15 protein-coding genes and 2 rRNA genes are annotated in these 25,094 nt (G+C 70.1%); 9 read left to right on the top strand and 8 right to left on the bottom strand.

Features of this window, described 5'->3' with window-relative positions:
• Positions 1-24: 24 nt before the first annotated feature.
• From EKD16_RS02890 to EKD16_RS02880, 3 genes are all read right to left on the bottom strand, one after another.
• Positions 25-3,117 (bottom strand): 23S ribosomal RNA (locus EKD16_RS02890).
• Between the two features lie 394 nt (positions 3,118-3,511).
• Positions 3,512-5,047 (bottom strand): 16S ribosomal RNA (locus EKD16_RS02885).
• The 16S and 23S rRNA genes sit together here, the layout of an rRNA operon.
• A gap of 625 nt (positions 5,048-5,672) precedes the next feature.
• Complete coding sequence (locus EKD16_RS02880; protein WP_131096966.1) at positions 5,673-8,042, bottom strand: UvrD-helicase domain-containing protein; 2,370 nt, start codon at positions 8,040-8,042, stop codon at positions 5,673-5,675.
• A 141-nt stretch (positions 8,043-8,183) separates the two neighbouring features.
• On the opposite strand from EKD16_RS02880, the gene EKD16_RS02875 reads away from it, so the two are divergent.
• Positions 8,184-8,897 carry a Pr6Pr family membrane protein gene (locus EKD16_RS02875; protein ID WP_131096965.1) on the top strand — a complete coding sequence of 238 codons (714 nt, stop codon included), beginning with the start codon at positions 8,184-8,186 and terminating at the stop codon, positions 8,895-8,897.
• A gap of 165 nt (positions 8,898-9,062) precedes the next feature.
• Complete coding sequence (locus EKD16_RS02870) at positions 9,063-9,995, top strand: nucleoside hydrolase (RefSeq protein ID WP_131096964.1); 933 nt, start codon at positions 9,063-9,065, stop codon at positions 9,993-9,995.
• Between the two features lie 57 nt (positions 9,996-10,052).
• On the opposite strand, the gene EKD16_RS02865 is transcribed toward EKD16_RS02870, so the two are convergent.
• Positions 10,053-10,724, bottom strand: a complete 672-nt coding sequence (locus EKD16_RS02865; protein WP_131096963.1) for a response regulator — start codon at positions 10,722-10,724, stop codon at positions 10,053-10,055.
• 79 nt (positions 10,725-10,803) lie between these two features.
• A complete protein-coding gene (locus EKD16_RS02860) occupies positions 10,804-12,069 on the bottom strand; it encodes an ATP-binding protein (protein WP_242677207.1) in 1,266 nt (421 codons plus the stop codon).
• Between the two features lie 285 nt (positions 12,070-12,354).
• Between EKD16_RS02860 and EKD16_RS02855 the strand changes: the two genes are divergently transcribed.
• Both EKD16_RS02855 and EKD16_RS02850 read left to right on the top strand, forming a co-directional pair.
• The gene (locus EKD16_RS02855; RefSeq protein ID WP_341351865.1) at positions 12,355-14,037 is read left to right on the top strand and encodes a PspC domain-containing protein; all 1,683 of its coding nucleotides are present in this window, start codon (positions 12,355-12,357) and stop codon (positions 14,035-14,037) included.
• Positions 14,024-14,245 carry a hypothetical protein gene (locus EKD16_RS02850; RefSeq protein WP_131096961.1) on the top strand — a complete coding sequence of 74 codons (222 nt, stop codon included), beginning with the start codon at positions 14,024-14,026 and terminating at the stop codon, positions 14,243-14,245. Before EKD16_RS02855 ends, EKD16_RS02850 begins: the two co-directional genes overlap by 14 nt.
• A gap of 1,601 nt (positions 14,246-15,846) precedes the next feature.
• On the opposite strand, the gene EKD16_RS02845 is transcribed toward EKD16_RS02850, so the two are convergent.
• The gene (locus tag EKD16_RS02845) at positions 15,847-17,175 is read right to left on the bottom strand and encodes an FAD-dependent oxidoreductase (RefSeq protein WP_131096960.1); all 1,329 of its coding nucleotides are present in this window, start codon (positions 17,173-17,175) and stop codon (positions 15,847-15,849) included.
• A gap of 199 nt (positions 17,176-17,374) precedes the next feature.
• Between EKD16_RS02845 and EKD16_RS02840 the strand changes: the two genes are divergently transcribed.
• The 3 genes from EKD16_RS02840 to guaA all read left to right on the top strand — a co-directional run bounded on the left by EKD16_RS02840 (position 17,375) and on the right by guaA (position 22,222).
• Positions 17,375-18,955 (top strand): succinic semialdehyde dehydrogenase, encoded by a 1,581-nt coding sequence (locus EKD16_RS02840; RefSeq protein WP_131096959.1) that lies wholly within the window; start codon positions 17,375-17,377, stop codon positions 18,953-18,955.
• A gap of 524 nt (positions 18,956-19,479) precedes the next feature.
• Positions 19,480-20,559: a PP2C family protein-serine/threonine phosphatase gene (locus tag EKD16_RS02835; protein ID WP_242677206.1), complete on the top strand. Its 1,080-nt coding sequence runs from the start codon at positions 19,480-19,482 to the stop codon at positions 20,557-20,559.
• 76 nt (positions 20,560-20,635) lie between these two features.
• On the top strand, positions 20,636-22,222 hold the full coding sequence (gene guaA, locus EKD16_RS02830; protein WP_131096957.1) for a glutamine-hydrolyzing GMP synthase: 1,587 nt from the start codon (positions 20,636-20,638) through the stop codon (positions 22,220-22,222).
• Between the two features lie 137 nt (positions 22,223-22,359).
• Here guaA and EKD16_RS02825 read toward each other — a convergent pair whose 3' ends face one another.
• Positions 22,360-22,557 (bottom strand): hypothetical protein, encoded by a 198-nt coding sequence (locus tag EKD16_RS02825; RefSeq protein ID WP_131096956.1) that lies wholly within the window; start codon positions 22,555-22,557, stop codon positions 22,360-22,362.
• 364 nt (positions 22,558-22,921) lie between these two features.
• On the opposite strand from EKD16_RS02825, the gene EKD16_RS02820 reads away from it, so the two are divergent.
• Positions 22,922-23,548: a hypothetical protein gene (locus EKD16_RS02820; RefSeq protein ID WP_131096955.1), complete on the top strand. Its 627-nt coding sequence runs from the start codon at positions 22,922-22,924 to the stop codon at positions 23,546-23,548.
• A 27-nt stretch (positions 23,549-23,575) separates the two neighbouring features.
• Positions 23,576-24,019, top strand: coding sequence for a hypothetical protein (locus tag EKD16_RS02815; protein WP_131096954.1), 444 nt, complete (start codon positions 23,576-23,578; stop codon positions 24,017-24,019).
• Positions 24,020-24,206: 187 nt separating this feature from the next.
• Here EKD16_RS02815 and EKD16_RS02810 read toward each other — a convergent pair whose 3' ends face one another.
• Positions 24,207-25,046 (bottom strand): LLM class F420-dependent oxidoreductase, encoded by an 840-nt coding sequence (locus tag EKD16_RS02810; RefSeq protein WP_131096953.1) that lies wholly within the window; start codon positions 25,044-25,046, stop codon positions 24,207-24,209.
• Between the last annotated feature and the right edge of the window lie 48 nt (positions 25,047-25,094).

Raw genomic sequence — 25,094 nt, 5'->3', positions numbered from 1 at the left:
TGTGCGCGAACACCCAGCATCCGTGGCGGACAAGCCCTCGGCCTATTAGTACCGGTCAGCTCCACCCCTCACAAGGCTTCCACACCCGGCCTATCAACCCAGTCATCACCTGGCAGCCTTACCCCCACCACAGGGCAGGAGACCTCATCTCGAAGCAAGCTTCCCACTTAGATGCTTTCAGCGGTTATCTCTCCCGAACGTAGCCAACCAGCCATGCCCCTGGCGGAACAACTGGCACACCAGCGGTTCGTCCGTCCCGGTCCTCTCGTACTAGGGACAGCCCTCCACAAGTCTCCAACGCGCGCAGCGGATAGGGACCGAACTGTCTCACGACGTTCTAAACCCAGCTCGCGTGCCGCTTTAATGGGCGAACAGCCCAACCCTTGGGACCAACTCCAGCCCCAGGATGCGACGAGCCGACATCGAGGTGCCAAACCATCCCGTCGATACGGACTCTTGGGGAAGATCAGCCTGTTATCCCCGGGGTACCTTTTAGCCGTTGAGCGACGCCGCTTCCACACGCCGGCGCCGGATCACTAGTCCCTGCTTTCGCACCTGCTCGACACGTCCGTCTCACAGTCAAGCTCCCTTGTGCACTTACACTCACCACCTGATTGCCAACCAGGCCGAGGGAACCTTTGGGCGCCTCCGTTACCCTTTAGGAGGCAACCGCCCCAGTTAAACTACCCACCAGACACTGTCCCCGAACCGGATCACGGCCCAAAGTTAGATGCCCGAAACAGCCAGAGTGGTATTTCACCAACGCCTCCACCACCACTGGCGTGGCGGCATCACCGGCTCCCACCTATCCTACACAAACCATCCCAAACACCAATGTCAAGCTATAGTGAAGGTCCCGGGGTCTTTCCGTCCTGCTGCGCGAAACGAGCATCTTTACTCGTAGTGCAATTTCACCGGGCCCGCGGTTGAGACAGCGGGGAAGTCGTTACGCCATTCGTGCAGGTCGGAACTTACCCGACAAGGAATTTCGCTACCTTAGGATGGTTATAGTTACCACCGCCGTTTACTGGCGCTTAGATTCCCAGCCTCACACCAAAGTGCTAACCAGTCCTCTTAACGTTCCAGCACCGGGCAGGCGTCAGTCCGTATACAGCGTCTTACGACTTCGCACGGACCTGTGTTTTTAATAAACAGTCGCTTCCCCCTGGTATCTGCGACCCCACCCAGCTCCGGACGCACAGTCCATCACCAGACGGGGCTCCCCTTCTCCCGAAGTTACGGGGACAATTTGCCGAGTTCCTTAACCACGGTTCACCCGAACGCCTCGGTATACTCTACCTGACCACCTGCGTCGGTTTCGGGTACTGGCCGCACACGCACTCGCTAGAGGCTTTTCTCGACAGCACGGGATCACTCACTTCACCAAAACGGCTCGGCATCACGCCTCACCCACATAACAGGGCAGGGATTTACCACCACCCCGGGCTACACGCTTACCCCCGGACAACCACCGCCGGGTAGAGCTACCCCACTGCGTCACCCCATCACTTGCCTACACACCCCTCGGACCCCAGACCGGAACAGCCGCAACCGCCCGAAGGCGGAAACAGCCACCAGCATGGTTAGCATCAGGGCTATCAACACGGGCGCACGCGCACGGGTACGGGAATATCAACCCGTCATCCATCGACTACGCCTGCCGGCCTCGCCTTAGGTCCAGACTCACCCTGGGCGGATCAACCTGCCCCAGGAACCCTTAGTCAATCGGCGCCGGAGTTTCCCACTCCGGTCTCGCTACTCATGCCTGCATTCTCACTCGCACACCCTCCACCACCCGTCACCAGGCGGCTTCACCGGAGTGCACGACGCTCCCCTACCAACCACACCACAAGGTGCGGCTCCACAGCTTCGGCGGTGTACTTCAGCCCCGCTACATTATCGGCGCAGAATCACTTGACCAGTGAGCTATTACGCACTCTTTCAAGGATGGCTGCTTCTAAGCCAACCTCCTGGTTGTCTCAGCAACTCCACAACCTTACCCACTTAGCACACCCTTAGGGGCCTTAGCTGATGATCTGGGCTGTTTCCCTCTCGACCACGGAGCTTCTCCCCCGCAGTCTCACTGCTGCGCTCGCTCCACCGGCATTCGGAGTTTATCTGACGTCAGTAACCCGGTCAGGCCCATCAGCCAAACAGTAGCTCTACCTCCAGGGAGCACCACACAACGCTGCACCTAAATGCATTTCGGGGAGAACCAGCTATCACGGAGTTTGATTGGCCTTTCACCCCTACCCACAGCTCATCCCCCAGGTTTTCAACCCTGGTGGGTTCGGGCCTCCACGAAGTCTTACCTCCGCTTCACCCTGGCCATGGGTAGATCACCCCGCTTCGGGTCCACAGCATGCGACTCATGCGCCCTCTTCAGACTCGCTTTCGCTACGGCTACCCCACCCGGGTTAACCTCGCCACACACCACGACTCGCAGGCTCATTCTTCAAAAGGCACGCCATCACCCCACACCCAAGTGAAGCTCTGACGGCTTGACAGCACACGGTTTCAGGTACTCTTTCACAACCCCTCACCGGGGCACTTTTCACCTTTCCCTCACGGTACTCGTCCACTATCGGTCACCAGGACGTATTCAGGCTTGACAGGTGGTCCTGCCGGATTCACACGGAATTCCTCGGGCTCCGCGCTACTCGGGAGTATGCCCCATGCGCCGTGCTCCACCTTCACCTACGGGACTCTCACCCGCTCCGGTACCGCATCCCAACGGCTTCGGCTAGCGAAACACACGCGCACCCCGGGCCGGCAGACCCGAGACAGACACATCCCACAACCCCACGCACGCAACGACTGCCGTCTCTGGCACGCACGCGGTTTAGCCACCATCCCCGTTCGCTCACCACTACTAGGGGAATCACTGTTGTCTTCTCTTCCTGCGGGTACTGAGATGTTTCACTTCCCCGCGTCACCACCAACCGCCCTATACATTCAGACGGCGGCAACCCGACACGACTCGGGCTGGGTTCCCCCATTCGGACACCCGCGGATCACAGCTCGGTTGACAGCTCCCCGCGGCCTATCGCGGCCTCCCACGTCCTTCATCGGCGCCTGGTGCCAAGGCATCCACCGTATGCCACTCATACTTGGCCACCACAGATACAAGATGCTCGCGCACACTATCCACAAATCAAAACACCCGCCACACACCCAGCCACAACCCCACGAGCACGCGACCAAGGATCCGAACCGCCCGCTCAACGCAGACGATCCCGACCCCCGAGGCGCGCCCCCGCGCGCAGCAGCACCAGCCGCCGCGCAACCCGGGGTCTTCACCGGGGTGGCCCGGGGGAGAACAACCAGTGCGGCTGCTCCCTCAGACACCCAACAGCGCGTGTCCACTCCATGCACCACCCCGACACCCGGCCCCCTCGACCACGCGACCGCACACAGCGATCGCCGACGAGACGAACCGGCACCGTGCCGGGTCCACTTTTCGAGTCCGCCGGCCACACGACAAACAGACCGGCTTACCAAGACTCCTTAGAAAGGAGGTGATCCAGCCGCACCTTCCGGTACGGCTACCTTGTTACGACTTCGTCCCAATCGCCAGCCCCACCTTCACTCACTCCCTCCCCAGAGGGGTTAGGCCGCAAGTTTCGGGTGTTGCCGACTTTCATGACGTGACGGGCGGTGTGTACAAGGCCCGGGAACGTATTCACCGCGGCATTGCTGATCCGCGATTACTAGCGACTCCACCTTCACGGGGTCGAGTTGCAGACCCCGATCCGAACTGAGACCGGCTTTTAGGGATTCGCTCCACCTCACGGCATCGCACGCCCACTGTACCGGCCATTGTAGCATGTTTGCAGCCCAAGACATAAGGGGCATGATGACTTGACGTCATCCCCACCTTCCTCCGAGTTGACCCCGGCAGTCTCCCATGAGTCCCCACCACCACGTGCTGGCAACATGGAACAAGGGTTGCGCTCGTTGCGGGACTTAACCCAACATCTCACGACACGAGCTGACGACAGCCATGCACCACCTGTCACCGATCCCAAAAAGGACCCACCGTCTCCGATGGATTACCGGCGATGTCAAACCTTGGTAAGGTTCTTCGCGTTGCGTCGAATTAAGCAACATGCTCCGCCGCTTGTGCGGGCCCCCGTCAATTCCTTTGAGTTTTAGCCTTGCGGCCGTACTCCCCAGGCGGGGCGCTTAATGCGTTAGCTACGGCACGGAAACCGTGGAAAGTCCCCACACCTAGCGCCCAACGTTTACAGCGTGGACTACCAGGGTATCTAATCCTGTTCGCTCCCCACGCTTTCGCTCCTCAGCGTCAGGTAAGGCCCAGAGACCCGCCTTCGCCACCGGTGTTCCTCCTGATATCTGCGCATTTCACCGCTACACCAGGAATTCCAGTCTCCCCTACCTACCTCGAGCATGCCCGTATCCACTGCAAAACCGGAGTTGAGCCCCGGACTTACACAGCAGACGCGACACACCACCTACGAGCTCTTTACGCCCAATAATTCCGGACAACGCTCGGACCCTACGTATTACCGCGGCTGCTGGCACGTAGTTGGCCGGTCCTTATTCCCCACCTACCGTCAACCCCGGCAGAAACCGGAGCCTGCGTCGGTGGTAAAAGAGGTTTACAACCCGAAGGCCGTCATCCCCCACGCGGCGTCGCTGCGTCAGGCTTCCGCCCATTGCGCAAGATTCCCCACTGCTGCCTCCCGCAGGAGTCTGGGCCGTGTCTCAGTCCCAGTGTGGCCGGTCGCCCTCTCAGGCCGGCTACCCGTAATCGCCTTGGTAGGCCATCACCCCACCAACAAGCTGATAGGCCGCGAGCCCCTCCCCGACCGGAAAACACCTTTCCACACCCCACCATGCGATGAGGCGTCCTATCGGGTATTAGACCGGGTTTCCCCGGCTTATCCCCGAGTCGGGGGCAGGTTGCTCACGTGTTACTCACCCGTTCGCCGCTCGTGTACCCCGAAGGGCCTTACCGCTCGACTTGCATGTGTTAAGCACGCCGCCAGCGTTCGTCCTGAGCCAGGATCAAACTCTCCATCAAAGGTTCGAACCCTGACACGACCCGGAAAACCACCCCGAACACGGGATGGGAACCCCGGGCCCATCAAAGGAACCCCGGAACCGCCACCCACCGCACAGGCAGGCCGGCTCCACGGGGCCAAAACAAACATGGCACATAAAAACAAACACGCGCTGTTGAGTTCTCAAGAAACAACCGCTCATCCGGCACAAGCCCCGACCCGCAACCAGCGGACCCGCACAGGCTCTTCCCAAGAGACGGCATCTCCCCGCGAAAACCGTTCAGACCGAAGTCCGCGGCTATCACGTTTGCTTTTTTCGCCGCGAAGTAGCGGCCTCGATTCAGACTCTAGCAAGAATTCCGATTCGGGGCGAACTCCGCGTATTTCCCTCCGCGCCGCCTTTCCGTCGTCATCCGACGGATCCGGTCTTGCGGAGTACCTCCACCCTACCGGTCCGTCACGAGTGCTCGTGACGACTGCCGTGTAGACGGGGGCGCCGACCCGCCCGCAGACTCTCGCCTGCGTTCGTTTCGTCGGTGTTTCCATCCTACACACTCCCGCGCCGTGCTCGGCACACACCGCCGGACTCCGTCAGTCCCGATACGGTCACGCGGGCGGTCGGTACTGCACAGCCCGACCCGGCGATCAGAGCCGCTCGATCGGTGCGAACTTCACCAGGAAGTCCTTCTCCCCGATGTCGGCGCCGAAATCGATGCGCGCCTTGGTCTTGTCGCCGGCGCCGTCGACCAGCAGCACCGTGCCCATGCCGAAGGAGTCGTGGTTGACCTTGTCCCCCGGGTTGAGCGAGGGCACCTCGCTCTTGGCCTTGCGCGGGCCCGAAGCGCTCCTCGCTCGGGACGGGCTCGCGGCCGCCACCGTCGACTGCGCGCGACGCCAGTCGACCAGGTCGGCCGGTACCTCGTCGAGGAACCGCGACGGCGGGTTGAACGAGGGGGCGCCCCACGCGCTACGCACCGCGGACCTGCTGAGATACAACCGCGACTGAGCGCGGGTGATTCCGACGTAGGCGAGCCGGCGCTCCTCCTCCAACTCGGCCTTCTCACCGAGCGTGCGCATGTGCGGGAACACGCCGTCCTCCATGCCCGTCAGGAACACGACCGGGAACTCCAATCCCTTGGCGGCGTGCAGGGTCATCAGCGTGACGACGCCCCCGGACTCGTCGGCGTCGGGGATCTGGTCGGTGTCGGCCACCAGCGACACCTGCTCAAGAAAGTCGACCAGCGTCGGTTCGGGCGCGTCCGGCCCCGGTCCCCGCTCCGTCGCCGACTCGGCGGTGCCGCCGGCGTCTCCGGCCGGCTCGGCCGCACCATCCGCGGCCGCCGCCTCCCCAGCCGCCTCCGCGCCCGATTCGAGCCCTTCTCCCGGCTCCGGTGCGTTCAGCGGTCCGGTGAAACTGTTTTCGAACTCGCGGGCGACCTCGACGAACTCCTCCAGGTTCTCCACCCGGCTCTCGTCCTGCAGGTCCTTGGAGTTGGCCAGTTCGGACAGGTAGCCGGTGCGCTCCAGCACCGCCTCGACCACCTCCGAGGGAGATCCCTCCTCCGCGACCTCCGCCAGCTCATCCAGCAGCGCGACGAAGTCCTTGACCGCGTTCAGCGAGCGCTTGGCCATCCCGTCGATCTCGTCGGCGCGGCGCAGCGCACGCGCGAAGGAGGTCCGCTCGCGCGCCGCGAACAGCTCGACCGTCTCCTCCGCGCGGTCGCCGATGCCGCGCTTGGGCACGTTCAGGATCCGGCGCAGGCTGACGGTGTCCTCGGGGTTGGCCAGCACCCGCAGGTAGGCCAGGATGTCGCGGATCTCCTTGCGCTCGTAGAACCGCACCCCACCGACGATCTTGTAGGGCAGCCCGGTCCGGATGAACACGTCCTCGAAGACGCGGGACTGGGCGTTGGTGCGGTAGAACACCGCGACCTCGCCCGGAGAGCACGCCCCCTCGTCGGTCAGCTTGTCGATCTCCTGGACGACGAACGCCGCCTCGTCGTGCTCGTTGTCTGCGACGTAGCCCACCAGTGCGGGCCCGACCGCCTGCTCCGACCACAGGTTCTTGGCCGGGCGGTCGGGGTTGCGTTCGATGACGGCGTTCGCGGCGGTGAGGATGGTCTGCGTGGAGCGGTAGTTCTGCTCCAGCAGGATGGTGCGCGCCTGCGGGTAGTCGCGCTCGAACTCCAGGATGTTGCGGATGGTGGCGCCGCGGAACGCGTAGATGGACTGGTCGGCGTCGCCCACCACGCACAGCTCCGAGGCAGGGACCGCGGCGTCGGGCCGGTCCTCGCCCACCAGCAGCCGCACCAGCTCGTACTGGGCGTGGTTGGTGTCCTGGTACTCGTCGACGAGCACGTGCCGGAAGCGCCGCCGGTAGTGCTCGGCGATGTCGGGAAACATCTGCAGCAGGTTGACCGTGATCATGATCAGGTCGTCGAAGTCCATGGCGCCGGCTTCGTGCAGCCGCTGCTGGTAGAGCGCGTACGCCTCGGCGAGCTTCTTCTCCTGCTCGCTCTGCGCCTGCTCGGCGAAGGTGTCGTAGTCGACCAGCTCGTTCTTGAGATTGGACACCTGCGTGGAGAAGGACTTGGGCGGGAACCGCTTCGGGTCGAGGTCCAGCTCCTTGCACACCAGCTGCATCAGCCGCCGCGAGTCGGCGGCGTCGTAGATGGTGAACCCGGTCGGGTAGCCCAGCCGGCCGGCCTCGCGACGCAGGATGCGCACGCACGCGGAGTGGAAGGTCATCACCCACATCGCGCCGGCGATGCGGCCGCCGAGCAGCGCTTGGATGCGCTCCTTCATTTCGGCCGCGGCCTTGTTGGTGAACGTGATCGCGAGTACCTCGCCGGGGCGGACGCCGCGTTCGGCGAGGAGGTAGGCGATGCGGTGGGTGAGGACCCGCGTCTTGCCGGAGCCCGCGCCCGCGACGATCAGCAGCGGGCTGCCGGCGTGCGTGACGGCTTCGCGCTGCGGCGCGTTCAGACCTTCGAGAAGCTCTTGGGAGGACGACACGTTCCCCAGGTTACGGGGGGCGGCGGGTGGGCCGGGTCATCCCTTCCGGCCCACCAACCGCCGTGCACCGCGGCCCCGGGCAGGGCCGGCTCCGCCGTGCGCAGCCGGTAGCGTCGTTCGCCGGGGGAAGGGGGCGTGCCGATGCCGCTGACCATCGGCCTCTACCGCGCCGCCGTGGCGCTGGTGGCCGTGACCGGGATCGCGATGGAGCTGGGGCGGGCGGAGTCGCTGCGCCCCTTCGTGTACTTCACGATCCAGAGCAACAGCGTGCTTGCGGTGTGCTTCGCCTTCGCGGCGTGGTCGGCGTGGCGCGGCCGCGGGGGCCTGCCGGCCTGGCTCAAGGGCGCGATCACGCTCTACATCCTGATCACCGGACTGGTCTTCAACTTCGTGCTGGCCGACGCCCCGACGCAGGCTCCGGCGGCCAATGCGGGGCAGTTCGTGGACGTGCCCTGGTGGTATGTGGACTCCAGCGACCTGCTGCACGCGGTGGCGCCGATCATGGCCGCCGCCGACTTCGTACTGTTCGACCGGCACCGGCGGATGCGCCCGCACTACGCGGTGGTGTGGCTGGCCTATCCCCTCGCCTACGCGGTCTTCACGACGGTGCGCGGGGCGCTGTTCCAGCAAACCGCTTACCCCTACTTCTTCGTCGACGTATCCCTCCTCGGCTACGCGGGCCTGCTGCGCAGCGTGCTGATCTACGGAGCCGCGTTTTCGCTGCTGGGTGCGGTGCTGGTCGTCGCCGACCGGCTGCTGGGCGCGAAGGGTGCGGAGCGCGTCCTGGCACGCGTCCGCGGCGAGGCGACCGTCGGCGCCGGGCGCCGGCCCGCGGCCGAGCGTTCCGCGGCGTGACCGCCGGCGGACGGCCCACCCGCGGCCGCGATCCGGCCGCCCGCACGCCCCGAACCGTCGCCGGGCTTGTCTAGGCTTGCCGCGGTACCTCCGGGTCCCGGGTGCGGATCCGATGCTTCCCGGAGCGGCCGAACACGCAGCACATGCAGCAGAGGGGATTCACGGGTGCGTATCTACGTCGACTGCGATCCGGGCATCGACGACGCGTTGGCACTGGCCTACCTGACGGCCAGGCCCGAGGTAGAGCTGGTCGGCGTCGGCTCGGTCTTCGGCAACAACGACGCGGCGACGACCACGGGCAACGCGTTGCGGCTGCTCGAACTCTACGGGCGGCCGGAGGTTCCGGTGGCGCGCGGCGCCGGTCGCGGGCTGGCCCAGCCGGCACGGTCCGCCAAGGCCGTGCACGGCGAGAACGGGCTGGGCGAGGTGGAGCTGCCCGAGCCCGCGGCCGCGCCGACGGACCACTCGGCGGCGGAGCTGCTGGTCCGCGGCGCCCGCTCGACCCCGGGGGAGATCGACGTCCTCGCGCTGGGTCCGCTGACCAACCTGGCGCTGGCGCTGAGTATCGAGCCGGAGCTGCCCGATCTGCTGGGGCGCGTGGTGATCATGGGCGGCGCGGTGCGGGCGCCGGGCAACATCACACCCTGGGCGGAGGCCAACGTGGCCGCCGATCCCGAGGCCGCCGAAGCGGTTCTGGGGGCCGGGTTCGACGCCACACTGGTAGCGCTCGACGTCACGATGCGCACCGTCGCCACCGATACGTGGCTGGACGGGCTGGCGGGCATCGGGGGCCGCCGAGCGGAGACGACCGCGGAATTCCTGCGCTTCTACACGGACTGGTACACGCGGGTGTTCGGGGTCCGCCAGTGCGCGATGCACGACCCGCTGGCGGCGGCGGTCCTGCTCACCCCCGAGCTGGCGACCGCGACCGAGGAGGTGCCGGTGCGGGTGGAGCTGCAGGGGGCGCACACGCGCGGGCAGACCATCGCCGACCTGCGGCCCAATCGCGACACCGCCGACCTCCGCCCCCCGGTGACCCTGGTGCGCGACGTCGACGGCGAGGCGTTCTTCAAGCGGATGGCCGACGCGCTGCGCTGACGCGCCGGGCACCGCCCGTCGGGACGCGCCGCCGCGGCGGCGCGCTCGGGAACGGCCTCAGACGAGCTTGCGCGCGGTGGCCCACCTGCTGAGCTCGTGGCGGTTGGAGAGCTGGAGCTTGCGCAGGACCGAGGAGACGTGGGTCTCGACGGTCTTGACCGAGATGAACAGCTCCTTGGCGGCCTCCTTGTAGGCGTAGCCGCGGGCGATGAGCCGCAGCACCTCGCGTTCGCGCTGGGTGAGGCGGTCGAGCTCGGGGTCCATGGGCGGGGCGTCGGTGGCGGAGAACGCGTCGAGCACGAATCCGGCGAGGCGCGGGGAGAAGACGGCGTCCCCGTCGGCCACGCGGATGATGGCGTCGGCGAGTTCGCGCCCGGAGATGGTCTTGGTGACGTAGCCGCGGGCGCCGCCGCGCACGACCCCGATGACGTCCTCGGCGGCGTCGGAGACCGACAGCGCGAGGAAGCGGATCTCGGGGTACCGGGACAGGACCCGGCGCAGGACCTCGCTGCCGCCCCCGCCGGGCAGGTGCACGTCGAGCAGGACCAGGTCGGGCTGCTTCTCTGCGATGACCTCGACCGCGCCGTCGACGTCGCCCGCCTCGCCGATGACGTCGACGGCGTCGCCCAGTTCGCCGCGCACACCGCTGCGGAAGAGGCGGTGGTCGTCCACGATCACGACGCGGGGCGCGACGGCGCCGTCGGCGAAGGTGCTGTTCTCGTCTGCCACACCATGGACTGTACCCACGGCGCCCCGGTAGCAGCAGGGGTCTGCCCGACTCCGGCCACGTCGCGCCCGCGGGCTCGTCTCAGTCCGCTGACTCCTGCTCCCGCGGCATGCGCAGCTGCACCTCGGTGCCCTCGCCCGGGGCGGTGCGGATGCGGGCGCTGCCGCCGTGGCGGTCCATGCGGCCCAGGATGGAGCCGCGCACGCCCATGCGGTCCTCGGGGACGGCGTCCAGGTCGAAGCCCGCCCCGCGGTCGCGGACGAAGACGAGCACCTCCTCCGGGTCGACCTCGCCGAAGACCGAGATGGAGTCGCTTCCGGCGTACTTGGAGGCGTTGACCATGGCTTCGCGGGCGGCGCGCAGTTCGGCGTGGACGCCGTCGTCGATGGGGCAGTCGCCCACGCAGACCACCTCGATCGGCACGCCGTGAGCCTCTTCGACCTCGGCCGCCACCCGCTCCAGGGCGGGTTTGACGGTGGTCTCGGCGTCGGCCGGGCGCTGGTAGAGCCAGCCGCGCAAGGCGCGTTCCTGCACCCGCGCGAGCCGCTGGACCTCGCGCGCGTCGTCGGCGCGGCGCTGGATGAGGGTCAGCGTGTGCAGGACGGAGTCGTGGATGTGCGCAGCCAGTTCGGCACGCTCTTGGCTGCGGATGCGCTCGCGGCGCTCCCGGTCGCGCTCGCGCACCAGGCCGACGATCCACGGCGCGGCGATGACGCACATCCCGACGATGATCGTGGCGGCGAAGGTCAGGCCGGCGCGGGCTTGGCTGAGTTCCTGCTGGAAGACGAGGAAGCCGATGGCGCCGATGACGACGAGCAGCACCCCGGCGCCGGTGCGCGCCCACGACTTGCCGGTCTGGGCGAGGACGGAGGTGGACATCCACTCCTCGCGCAGCGCCGGGTTGGCCTGCTGCCAGAGGATCGTCGCGCCGAGGGCGCCGAAGATGATGAACCACAGCACCGGCTCGAACCAGCCGCCGAAGAGCAGTGCGAGCATGCCCAGGCCGCCGCCGAGGGCGCAGTAGGCCAGCAGTTGGCTGATGTCGCGGCCCTTGCGTTCGGCCATGCCGCGCCCGGTCTCGTGCTGGGGCTCCGCGCGGCCCTGCGCGCCGGGCGCCGTGTCCTCGGCGGTCTCATCGACGTCGTCGACGGGCACGAACAGTACGAGGACGATGTAGACGGCGATGCCGATGCCGCCGAAGGACAGCGCCATCAGGGCCAGTCGCGTGACGACGGCGTCGATGCCCAGGTGCCGGGCGAGGCCCGCGCCGACGCCCGCGATCAGGCGTCCGTCGCGCGGGCGCACCAGCCGCGGGTCCGGGGGCCGGCGGCTCGCCGTTTCGGTCACCGTGTCTGTGCCTTTCGGGTCCGACTTCCCCGCTACGCCCCGGGCGGGCGCGCGGACGAGGCGAAGGGCGGGCGGCCGCCCCGCGCGCTGCGGGGCGGCCGTTGCGCGCCCGTGCCATCCAGGATGCCCCTGCGGGTGGCGACAGGGCATCAGGGACCCGCCCGGGGACTCGCGGCCGGGGGGCTCAGGGTGGCGTCAGGGTAGTTCCGGATGGGCGTCTACGCACGTGGCGGGGCAGGATGGAAGCATGCGACGGAACTGGCGGCCGACTGCGGAACGGCCACGGTGAACGACAGCCGGAATCCGCAGGACGGCGCGGCGCGCGAGCCCGATGAGGCGTCGGCCGCCGCGGCGGCCGACGGTGCTGCGCAGGTGCCGGAGGCGGCCCCGCCGCCGGGGACGGCGGCGGCGGGGCCGCAGCCCGCCGACGGGCCGGCGCGCGAGGAGCTGGTGCGCGACAACGAGCGCGGGCTGATCACGGGGGTGTGCGCCGGGCTGGGCGCCTACACCCGGATCGATCCGATCGTGTGGCGCATGGGCTTCGCGATCACCGGTCTGGCGGGGTTCACCGGTGTGCTGCTGTACGTGGGCGCGTGGATGGCCATGCGCGACGCGAGCCGTGGTCCGGCGATGTTCGAGCAGCTGCTGAACCGGCGCATCGACGACCGGGCGGTGCCGGCGCTGCTGGGCCTGGGGGTAGGCGTCTCGGCCGCGCTGAGCCTGATCGGCGGTGTGAGCTGGGGGACGCTGGTCCTGGCGACCCCGTTGATCCTGGGAGCGCTGGTGGCGCACAACCGGGGCGTCGACCTGCGCCGGACGTACCGGGAGCTGCCGGGGCTGTTGAAGACGGGCGAGCCGCCGCCGACCACACCGCCGCCCGAGCCCAAGCCCGCCTACTTCAATCCCGCCCAGCCGTGGGCGCAGGCGCCCAGAGGTCCGGTGGACCTGGCGGTCGTGTCCGACGGCGAGCGCGGCGGCGCCGGTGAGGCCGCAGAAACGAGCACCGACACCAACACGGCCGACCGGGGCGGGAGCCCGGACGGCACCGGGCACGCCGGACAGGAGCACGGGCCCGGCGGCGAAGGGCCGCCGGAATCCGCGGACGGCGGCGAGGGTGACGACACCGGGGGCGACGGGTTGCAGGGGTACCCGCCGTCGGCCTGCCCGCGTCCCCCGGGGGTGGGCGCCACCCGGCGCGAGCAGGCGGGCTCGGCGCGTGAACGCCGCCGGCAGCGCAGACAAGACCGGCGGGCGCGACGGGGTGTGTTACTGCTCAACGTGGCGGCGTGGCTTATCGCGGCCGCGGTCGTGGTCACGCTCGGCGCGACCTCGGCACCGTTCGGGAACGCCCTGTTCGGGCCGCAGACGGGTCCGGTGTTCCTCGGGAGTGTCGTCGTGATCATCGGGTTGGTCGCCGTGGCCGGAACCTGGGTGGGCGATCCGCGCGGCCTGATCACCGCCGGGACCGTGGCGACCGTGCTGCTGGTGGGTTCGGTCGCCGTCGACCTGCCGAACCTGCGCTTCGCGTCGATCGAGTGGCGGCCGACCACCGTCGCCGCCGCCGAACGCCCTTACCGATTGACCGGCGGCGTGGCGCTGCTGGACCTGACGCGCGTGCCGCTGGAGTCGGGGCAGCGCATCCGGGTCGACGCCGAAGTGCGCTTCGGCGAACTGACCGTGGTGGTGCCCGACACCGCGCGCACCGACGTCCGCGGCCGGGCGTCGCTGGGCGAGATCCGCGTCGGCGACTCCGTGCGAGTAGGTACCCCGCTCGACATGCGGAAGACGCTGGAGCCGGCAACCCCGGCCCGGGAGCCGCATCGCGGCGCGGACGGGGCCCCCTCCGACCGCGGCAGCGCAGGTGCCGCCGGCCCCGACGGGGAGGCCGCACCGGCGGAGCCGCCGACGTTCGTCGTCGACATGGTCTCCCGAATCGGCGATATGGAGGTGCGACGTGCGTCGTCGTAGGACCGACTGGGGATCGCTGATCGCCGGGCTGCTCTTCATCGGGCTGGGGACGGCCTTCATCGTCGCCGGACCGTCGCGCTGGGGGTTCGAGGCGATGTGGGTCGTGCCGGTGCTGGCGGTGGGACTGGGCGTCGCCGGTCTCGCCCGAGCGGCGTCGGCATCGCGGGACCGCCGCCGCGAACGCAGCGGCTCCGACGTCCGGGAGTGAGGTGCGATAGGCGGCCATCGCCGCGCCTCCGGTCCGCTGTGCGGTCTTGGCACCGGGCGGGCGGCGGCCGCCTGGAGGAGAGGCGGCGGCGAGGACGACGGGGGGCCGGGCCTGCGGTTGACGGGTCGGGTGCTCGCCGGTTGGGCGTGCGGCGGGGCGGCTCGGGTCTGCTGGGCGGCCTTGTCGGTCTGCCGGGTGGCGGGTGGTCTTGGCTGAAAAGCGACGCCGAGGTCGGCGGATGGCCGGGCCTGCGGTTGACGGGCCGGGTGCCCGCCGGTGGCGCGCCTGGCGGATCGGCGGCTCGGGTCCGCTGGGCGGCCTTGTCGGTCTGCCGGGTGGCGGGTGGTCTTGGCTGAAAAGCGGCGCCGAGGTCGGCGGATGGCTTGGCCCGCGCCCAACGGGCCGGGTGCCCGCCGGTGGCGGCAGCCGACGGGGCGGCTCGGGTCTGCTGGGCGGCCTTGTCGGTCTGCCGGGTGGCGGGTGGTCTTGGCTGAAAAGCGGCGCCGAGGTCGGCGGATGGCCGGGCCTGCGGTTGACGGGCCGGGTGCTCGCCGGTTGGGCGTGCGGCGGGGCGGCGACGACGGCGGGGCCGGGCCTGCGGTGGGCGGGGCGGCGGTCGGGCAGCCGGGTCGGGGCCACGAGATGCACATACGTGCGGCGGCATCCGCCTCGGTGTCGCCCCGAGGTGCTGTCCTCACATTGTCACTCCGCGATACGAAACAACGGGGGGTGTTTTGCCCACTGATGCCCGAGTTCCCGGTGGGCTCGCAGCCGCGCTGCGGCGGCGAGGGCGCACGAGGCGCGCCGAATGGCACAAAGAACGCCCCTGACGTCGACTTTTCGTGCACCTCGTCGCCACCGCGCCCGCCGAGGCCACCCGCAAAACGGGCATAGACCCCCAAAAGTCCACCCCATCGGGGGTGGGGCACCCGGAGGCCGCGCTCGGGCGCCACGAGCGACGTGTCGTCGCCACCTCGGCCCCCGATCCGGCGCACCACCGGGGCCGTGCGGGCGCCCGCGACCGCACCCCGCCGCGCGGCCTCCGCCCGGTGCGGGTCCGGCCACAACACGGCGGTACCACGTCGGCCAACCGGCGCCGGTATGTCCGGTATGCCGGTTCACCCGGCGTCTATCGCGAACTTATGGCCGCGGAATACGCTTTCCTGCGACCATAAGTTCGCGATAGACGGGCCAAGCCGCGCCGCGTCTGTCTGCAGGGACGCGGGTTCAGGGGGTGAGTGCAACACCGGCTCCGCGCGGAGGTGTTGTGATGAATACCCACCCCCGGGGGGCGGCCCCCGCTGGCCGCCGCCACCGGCGAGCACCCGAACCGCCGACCGCAGGCCCGGCCATCCGCGGCCCTCGCCGCCGCTTTCCAGGCAAGCCCACCCGCCGCCCGGCCGACCAGCAAGACCGCCCAGCAGACCCGACCCGCCCCCGCCGGCACCGCCACCGCCGGCACCGCCACCGGCGAGCATCCGACCCGTCGACCGCGGCTCCGACCCACCACCGCCCCGTCGAAGACCCCACGATCACTGCAGCCGCTTCTGCTGCAGGCCACCCGCCGCGGCTCAGGACTCCGCATGTCAAGACTCCGCGCCTCAGGACTCCCCCGGCCGTGCCGCGGGGGTCGCCACCGCGGGGCTGTGCACGTGTTCGGGCCGCAGGCCGACCATCATCACGCGGGCGACCAGGTAGGACCATGCGCTCGTGCCGGCCACCGCCCGCAGCGGCAGCGGCAGTCGGCCCTCGTCGAGGTCGTCCGCAAGCACGCGGCTGATGATCTGGCGCTGCAGCAGCTGTTGCACCGCCTGGGTGCCGACCGTGGGCAGTTGCCGGCGGCGCTGGACCCGGGCCAGGAGTTCGGGGTTGAGCGTCTTGGCGAACCGGTCGGCGTCGCTCTGCGCCTCCAGCAGTTGTCGCGACAGCAGGTTCGCCGTCGCAACGGCGTCCTGCACGGCCAGGTTGATGCCTACGCCGCCGATCGGCGTCATGGCGTGCGCCGCGTCGCCGATGGCCAGCAGCCCCGGCCGGTACCAGGAGGCGAGTCGGTCGGAAGCGACGTTGAGGAAGGCCACCTTCGACCAGTCGTCGACGGCGCGCACGTCTTCCCCGAGGAACGGCAGCACCGCCAGCAGCCTGTCCTGGAGGCTCTCGATCGGCTCGGCGCGCACCGCGTCGTAGCCGCCCTTGGGGATCACGTAGGCGACCTGCCAATAGTCGCCGCGGTCGATCGCCACCGCCATGGCGCCTTCACCGAGGGCGCCGTTCAGCCCGCTCTTCTCCCCGGAGCGGCGGGGAATCCGCAGCCACAGTACGTCCATCGGCGCGCCCAGCTCGGTAGGCACCATGCCCGCGGCGTCGCGCAGTGCGGAGTCGCGGCCGTCGGCGGCGACGCTCAGCACGGCCCGCAGTTCATGCTCCTCGCCGTCGCCGGCGCCACCTTCGGCGGGAGCATCGGCCCCTTCGCCTTGCGGCGGACGCGACCGGTACCTCAGCCCGCGGACCGCGCCGCCCTCCTCGACGATGCCGGTGGCCTCGCTGTCGGTGAGCAGCCGGAATCCGGTATAGGTGCGGGCGTGGTCGGCGAGCATGTCCAGGAAATCCCACTGCGGCATCATCGCGATGTGCGGGTACTTCACCGGCAGTCTGTGCAGGTCGGCCTGCACGATCGGCCGGTCGCCCCGCGCGATGGACAGGCTGGTGACCTTGCGGTGGGGCCGCTTCTCCAGCTCCTCGGCGAGCCCGAGCTCGTCGAGCACCTGGAGGGTGGAAGGGTGCACCGTGTCTCCGCGGAAGTCGCGCAGGAAGTCGCTGTGCTTCTCCAGCACGGTGACGTCCACACCGGCCCGCGCCAGCAGCAGACCGAGCATGATCCCCGCGGGGCCGCCGCCCGCGATGGCGACGGTGGTGTTCGCGGCTTGCGACATCGCAACCTCCAACCAGGGGGGCGGGGACGAAGACCGGACGCCCCGGAACGGCTTCTCGCTCGGTGCGATCCAACGCTGCTCCACCTCTGCCCGTCCAGGGCCCGCCCGTGGAATCCTCCCCGGCGCAAGGCGCGATAACCCGTGCAGGCGTGGTTACCGGCGGGTAGCCAATTCGAGTGACGTGGATTACCCTCCCCGCATGGACACCGCTACGAGCGTCCCCGGCGATCCCGTGCCTCGGGCGGAGCTGCCGGACGCCTCCCCCCGCCTCGTTCGCAGGCTGGCCGCCGACTCCGGGCGCACGACCACCACCACCGCCCCCTTCACCGGCGCCCCTCTCGCCGAGCTCCCGGAGTCCTCGGCCGACGACGTGGCCGCCGCGTTCGAGCGTGCCCGCGCCGCTCAGCGGTCCTGGGCCGCGCTGTCCCCCCGCGAGCGCGCCGAGCCGTTCCTGCGGTTCCACGACCTGGTGCTGGACCGCCAGCGCGAGATCCTCGACATCATCCAGTGGGAAACCGGCAAGGCCCGCCGCCACGCCTTCGAGGAGGTCTACGACGCCGCGGGCGGCACCCTGTACTACGCCCGGCGCGCACCCCACCTGCTGCGTCCGCGGCGCGCCGCCGGCGCGGTGCCCGGCGCGACCCGCACCCGCCACCACCGCCTGCCCAAAGGCGCCGTCAGCGTCATCAGCCCGTGGAACTACCCGCTCGCGCTGCCTGTGGCCGACGCCGTCCCGGCGCTGCTGGCCGGCAACGCCGTGGTCGCCAAGCCCGATACCCAGACGGCACTGTCGGCTCTGTGGGCCATCGACCTGGCCATCGAGGCGGGCCTGCCCGAGGACCTGTGGATCCCCGTGGTGGGCACTCCCGAGGAGATCGGCGACGCGCTCATCGACGACGCCGACTACGTGTCCTTCACCGGCTCCTCGCCCGTCGGTGCCCGGATCGCCCAGCGCGCGGCGAGCCGCCTGATCGGCTTCTCGGCCGAACTGGGCGGCAAGAACCCCGCCGTCGTGTGCGCGGACGCCGACCTGGACTGGACGGTGGAGGGCATGCAGCGCGCGTGCTTCAGCAACGCCGGCCAGCTGTGCATCTCCACCGAGCGGCTCTACGTGCACGACTCCGTCTACGACGAGTTCGCCGAACGCTTCGCCGGGGCCGTACGCGGCATGGAGCTCAACGCCCACTTCGACTACTCCGCCGACATGGGCTCGCTCACCTACCGCCGCCAGTTCGACCGCGTGGCCGCCCACGTCGACGACGCGCGGGCCAAAGGCGCCGAGATCCTCACCGGCGGCCGCGCCCGCGAGGAGATCGGCCCGCTGTTCTACGAGCCCACCGTGATGGCCGGCGTCGCACCCGCCATGGACGCTTGCGCCGCCGAGACGTTCGGCCCCGTCGTCTCCCTCTACCGCTACTCCGACGAGGACGAGGCGGTCGCGGCCGCCAACGCCACCGACTACGGCCTCAACGCCAGCGTGTGGACGCGCGACGTCGCTCGCGGGCGGCGGCTGGCCGAGCGCATCCAGGCGGGCACCGTCAACATCAACGAGGGCTACGGCGCGGCGTGGGCCAGCTACGGCGCTCCGATGGGCGGTATGAAGCGGTCCGGACTGGGCCGGCGGCACGGCGACGAGGGTCTGCTGCGCTACACCGAGTCCCAGACGGTCGCCAGCCAGCACTACGTCGGCCTCGGCGGCACGCCCGGCATGGACGCCGAGACCCTCTCCACGGTGATGACCGCGAGCGCCCGGCTGATGAAACGGCTCCGGATGCGCTGATGCCAGGGCGGGCCGGGGCGGCCCCCCGCGCCCTCGGCCCGACCGCCCCCGCCTTCCGGCCGAGTCCGCGGATGCTGCCGGCGCCGCCGCCGGCCTGCCCGATCACCCCGGATGGTGGCCAGGTGCGGCCGCCGGACGACGGGGAAACGCCATGCTCTGTTCGCTCTACCGTAAAAAAGTGGAAAACTCCTGCGCCCGAAGCCGACCCGGCGTAACGTTCCCCTCACGCGGCCGCCGCATGCCTCCCCGCTCCCCGAACCTGCTGCGGCGGTACCCGCGGAGCCGACGGAGGGACCGATGCGAGTAGCGGATGCCGACTTCCGACTCAGCGACGATGTCTGCAGGCGCCAACCGCCGATCGATCCGGACGCGCCACCGGAGGAGGCGATCGGGCGGCAGGAGGTGCCGGGCCGCGTCGGCCCGCCGCGCGGAGCGCCCCCCGATACCGGCCCCGCCGCGCCGACAGGCACGGCGCCCGGTGAGCCGTGCTAGCCGGCGAGCTGTTCGGCTCGATCACCAGGGCGGTGAGCGAGCCGATGCTGCTGGTCGGCCTCTCCGGCGAGATCCTCGGACACAACGCGGCCATGCGGCGGCTGTTCCCCGCCGCAGGCGCCGGCGCCAACCTCTACGGCCTCACCTGCGACAGCGCCGAAGACGTCGGCGACACCCTGTGGCGGTGGGCCCGATCCGGTGAGCCGCTGGCCGGGGCGCTGGGCCTGCTCGACCCCGACGGCCGCCCCCGCCGCTGCCACGGGTTCGGCAGCCGCGCAGCCTGGGCCGACGCCGGTGAGCCCGCGGTGCAGATCCGCCTCGTCTCGACGTTCGACCGCGAACGCCTGCGCCGCACGGCGGCCGCCGACGACCGCGAACGCCACCTGCGCGCCCGCATGGAACGCGAGCACGAGGTCGCCCTCGGCCTCCAGCGCAGCCTGCTGCCCGATCGCGTCGAGGGCGCGCCGCTGGATGTCGCCGCGGATTACATCCCCACCGCCTACGGCGCGGAGGTCGGCGGCGACTGGTACGACGTCTTCGCCGTCCCCGCGTCCGAGCGCATCGGCCTGGTGATCGGCGACGTCGCCGGACACGGCCTGCCCGAGGCCACCGTCATGTCGCAGCTGCGCAGTGTGCTGCGCGCCGCGGCGCTGGAGGAGGACAGCAGCCCCGACCGCGTCGCCGCGCGGCTGGACGCCTACGTCGACACCTACCTGCCGGAGAACATGGCCACCATGTGCTATGCGGTCTACGATCCCGGCGCCCACGAGCTGGTCTACGCCAACGCGGGACACGTGCCGCCGATGCTGCTGCGCACCGACGGCTCCTGCGAACGCCTGGACGAGGTCGTGGACCCGCCGCTGGGCTGCTCCCTGGGCGGATCGCACCGCACCGCACACCTGCCGGTGCGCCCCGGCGACCTGCTGGTCTGCTACACCGACGGCGTCGTCGAGCAGCGGCGCGAATCGCTGGACGCCGGGCTCGGTCGGCTCTCCGCGCTGCTGACCGGCTTCGAGACCCCCAGCCCCAAGGACGTGTGCACCACGGTCATGGCGTGGTCCGCGCCCACCGACCACGCCGACGACCGCGCGGTTCTGGTGGCCGGGTTCTGAGGCCGCGGCGAGGATCTAGACTGGAACCGGTCCGATCCCCGTGCGCTGCACGCCTCTACCTGCGGGAAGGCTTGTCGTGTCCCCTGCCGACGCCGGCGAAAGCTCGTTCGACACCGTCCTCGTCGTCGACTACGGCGCGCAATACGCCCAGCTCATCGCGCGGCGGGTGCGCGAGTGCCATGTCTACAGCGAGATCGTGCCCTCGACCATGCCCGTCGAGGAGATGCTCGCCAAGAAGCCCAAGGCCATCATCCTCTCCGGCGGCCCCGCTTCGGTCTACGCCGACGGCGCGCCCCAGGCGCCCGTGCAGCTCTTCGAGACCGGCGTGCCCACCCTCGGCATCTGCTACGGATACCAGGCGATGGTGCAGTCCCTCGGCGGCCGGGTCGCCGAGACCGGCCGCAGCGAGTTCGGCCGCACCCGCATCGACGTCGGCACCGACACCGTGCTCTTCAACGGCCTGCCCGCGGTGCAGACCGTGTGGATGTCCCACGGCGACTCCGTCGCGGCGGCACCCCCCGGTTTCCGTACCACCGGGAGTACCGAGAGCACGCCCGTCGCCGCCATGGAGGACCCCGGGCGCGGGCTGTACGGGGTGCAGTTCCACCCCGAGGTGCTGCACAGCGAGCACGGGCAGGCGGTGCTGCGCCACTTCCTCTACAACGGCGCCGGCTGCCGTCCCACCTGGACCATGGTCAACATCGTCGACGAGCAGGTCGAACGCATCCGCGCCCAGGTCGGCGGCAAGCGCGCCGTCTGCGGGCTCAGCGGCGGCGTCGACTCCGCGGTCGCCGGCGCTCTGGTTCAGCGCGCCATCGGCGATCGCCTCACCTGCGTGTTCGTCGACCACGGGCTGCTGCGCAAGGGCGAGGCCGAGCAGGTCGAGAAGGACTTCGTCGCCGCCACCGGGGCCGTGCTGAAGGTGGTCGACGCCCAGGACCGGTTCCTCGACGCGCTGGCGGGGGTCGGCGACCCCGAGGAGAAGCGCAAGATCGTCGGCCGGGAGTTCATCCGGGTCTTCGAGCAGGCTGCCCGCGAGGTCGTCGCCGAGGGCGGCCAGGCGGGCGACGACGTCGAGTTCCTGGTGCAGGGCACGCTCTACCCGGACGTGGTGGAGTCCGGCGGCGGAACCGGCGCCGCCAACATCAAGTCCCACCACAACGTCGGCGGGCTTCCCGAAGATCTCCGGTTCTCCCTGGTCGAACCGCTGCGCGAACTGTTCAAGGACGAGGTCCGCCGCGTCGGCGAGGAACTGGGCCTGCCCCAGGAGATGGTGTGGCGCCAGCCGTTCCCCGGGCCGGGCCTGGCTATCCGCATCATCGGCGACATCACCCGCGAGCGCCTGGACGTGCTGCGCGAGGCCGACGCCATCGCCCGCGAGGAGCTTTCGCGGGCGGGCCTGGACCGCGACATCTGGCAGTGCCCGGTGGTGCTGCTGGCCGACGTCCGCTCGGTGGGCGTGCAGGGCGACAGCCGCACCTACGGCCACCCGGTGGTGCTGCGCCCGGTCAGCAGCGAGGACGCGATGACGGCGGACTGGTCGCGGCTGCCCTACGACGTGCTGGCCGCCATCTCCAACCGGATCACCAACGAGGTCCGCGAGGTCAACCGCGTCACCCTCGACGTGACCAGCAAGCCTCCGGGCACTATCGAGTGGGAGTAGGTGCGACCGCGGGAGCCGGCGGCGTCCGGTCCTCTTCGGCAGGTCGGCGCGTCCGCGGGGCCACGCCCGGGGCATTCCCCGCGCACCGCCGCGGCTGATCGCTTGGCATGCTCGCGGTCCTGTCCGCCGAGCGGTGGCTAGCGCGGCTGGTGCCGAGCGCGCCGCCTGCGGTTCTGGGCCAGGCCCAGGACGAAGGCTCCCAGCATCACGCTGAATGCGGATTGCGGTTCGCCCAGCAGGAACAAGACGGCGCCCACCGCCATCAGCGACACCGCTGCAACGGCCATCAACACCTGCGGCGTGTCCCACCGCACCGCCTGCCGCGGCTCTGTCATGTCTGCGCCTCCTCTATCTGGGGAGCTTCGCCGCTCGGGCGGAGCGGAGTCCGTGTCGCGCCGGCGGCACAGGGTGCGGGTCGGTCCGCCGACTGCGAGTATCGCAAATGAACCGGTTTCGTAGCCGCCCCGCGGTGGGCGTGCAGATGACCGGTGTACCCCGCCGTGTTTACGGGGCGGGAGCGGACGCGAAGCGCTGAGCGGCGACTGCGCGACCCAAGAGGGAGCCGCCTGCCCGGAGCGGCGGGCGCGGGCGCTGCTCGGAGGCGGCCGGATCCGGCCGCACCGACGTTCACTTTGGTCCCAGTCGGCGCGATGTCCTAGGTTGATCCGACGTTCATACGCGGCGAAGAGTGGGAATTCCGTGGAACTCGTGCAACTGATCCTGTGGAACGGGCCTTTCGTGGTACTTCCGCTGCTGGGATTCATGGCGCTTGTGCCGGCCCCGGCGGGACGCCGCATGCTGCCGGCGTTCGGCCTGGTGCTCATCCTGGTCTACGGCGTCGGCTATGTGAGCACCGTCCTGCTGTCCTATTTCGAGGTGTTCTGGCGCATCCCGCCGTTGCCCGTCGTTCTGGGCCAGCGTGTCCTGGACCTGGCACTCGCCGCGGGGTTCCTGCTGCTGCTCCTCGGCCTGATCCGAGGCGTGCGCACCGGTCCCGCACCGAAGCCCGATCCGGCATGGTCGGCGCCGCCGCCCGCAGCCGGGGGCGGCGTTCCCTCCGGCCACGGCGGACCGGTCCATCCCGGCAACCCCGGGGCCTATCCGCAGCGTCCGGCTCCCCAACCGCATGCGGGACCCGGCGCTCGACCTCAAGGCCCCGGCGCCCACCCTTCGGGTCCGAATTCGGGTGCGGCGCCACCTCCGGCACCGGCTCCGCCGCCGGGTGGCGCCGGGGACGGGCAGGAGTGGCAGGGCCCGCCCCCGTGGCAGTACGGGCCGAGCGGCCCCAGGCAACGACCCGGCGGCGCGCCGCAGGCCGATGGCTGAGCCCTTCCGACGAAACGGAGCCGCGCAATGATCTCCCAGGACTTTCTCGTCTTCACCCTGCCGCGGTTGGTGGTCCAACTACCGCTGCTGATCGTCGGTATCCTCGCGCTATCCCTGGCCGGGCGCGCCTCCTCGAAGCGGGGACTGATCCGCACCGCGGGGGCGCTGCTGATCCTGAGCTGGTTGGGCTTCACCGTGGACGAAGCGGCGCTCTGGCTCGCGCCGATCCCGGTCCTCGAAGGTCCCCTGACGACGGTCCTCAGCTGCGTCATCGTCGGCGGTCTCTGCGGCGCGCTGATCCTGCTCCTGATCGCGCTCGCGTTCGGCGGCCGCGGTGCGGCCCAGCCGAGTGCGGCGGAGCCGCGGGCCGCCGGAGGCCCGGCGTGGGGGCCGGACGGTCCAGGCGTCGGCCACTACGGGGAGTCCGCTGCTCCGGGACCGGGCGCTTACGGACCCGGCCAGTACAGATAGCCTTCCGCGCCGAGCGGAGTAGGTGTCGGACGCGGCGCCCCGGGCGTCCGCCGACCCGGCCCGCCGGACTCGGGCGGAGCGCCGCAGCGCTCCTGAACCGCGGCTCGCTCCGGCCTCCGGTATTCGCGGCGCGCCCGCCCCCGCCCCCGTGCACGGCGGACGCTAGCGCGGCGGCCGGGTGCGCACCTCAGCGGATCAGCTGGGCCAGCCGGTCGAGCTGCGGCAGCACGGTGTCGCGGCCCGCGGAGTCCACACCGAAGAAGACGCGTCCCACGCCCGCCTTCGCGTACGCGTCGATGGTCTCCTCGTCGGGTACGGCGTAGTACAGCGAGACCGGGATGGTGTCCCGGCCGGCGTCGGCGGCCAGCTGCTGCAGGCGGGTCACGCGGTCGCCGAACTCGCCGACGTTGTCCAGAGTGATCCCCTGCGGCATCCACTCGTCGCCGAAGTCGACGACGCGCTCCTCGACGGTGGGACCGTTGCCGCCGACGATCACCGGCGGGTGCGGCTTCTGCGCAGGCTTGGGCCAGGCCCAGCTCTTCTCGAAGTCGATGAAATCGCCGTGGAACTCCGCCTCGTCCTTCGTCCACAGCTCCTTCATGGCCTTGACGCTCTCGGCCATCCGCTGCATCCGGGTCCGCGGGTCCGTGCCGTGGTCGGCCATCTCCTCGCGGTTCCAGCCCGCACCCACGCCGAACAGGAACCGGCCGCCGGAGAGGAAGTCCAGGCTGGCCACCTGCTTGGCGGTGTGGATGGGGTCGCGCTGCACCACCAGACAGACACCGGTGCCGATGCGCAGCGTCGACGTCGCCGAGGCGGCCGCGGTCAGCGCCACGAACGGGTCGTAGGTGTGGACGTACATGCGCGGCAGGTCGCCGCCTCCGGGATAGGGCGAGCGGCGGCTGACCGGGATGTGGCTGTGCTCGGGGAGTACCAGCGACTCGAATCCGCGGTCCTCGACCTCGCGCGCGAGGGTCGCGGGGTCGACGGCGTCGTGCGTCGGGAACATCAGGATTCCGTACTTCATGGCGCGCTCCGTCTCCTCACCTGTCGTCAGCTGGCCGCTGCCCCCCGA

It is taken from the genome of Streptomonospora litoralis (assembly GCF_004323735.1).
GTDB classification, from domain to species: domain Bacteria; phylum Actinomycetota; class Actinomycetes; order Streptosporangiales; family Streptosporangiaceae; genus Streptomonospora; species Streptomonospora litoralis.
The sequence above is the reverse complement of the archived record's forward strand: the minus strand, read 5'-3'. Positions and strand labels throughout refer to the sequence as shown.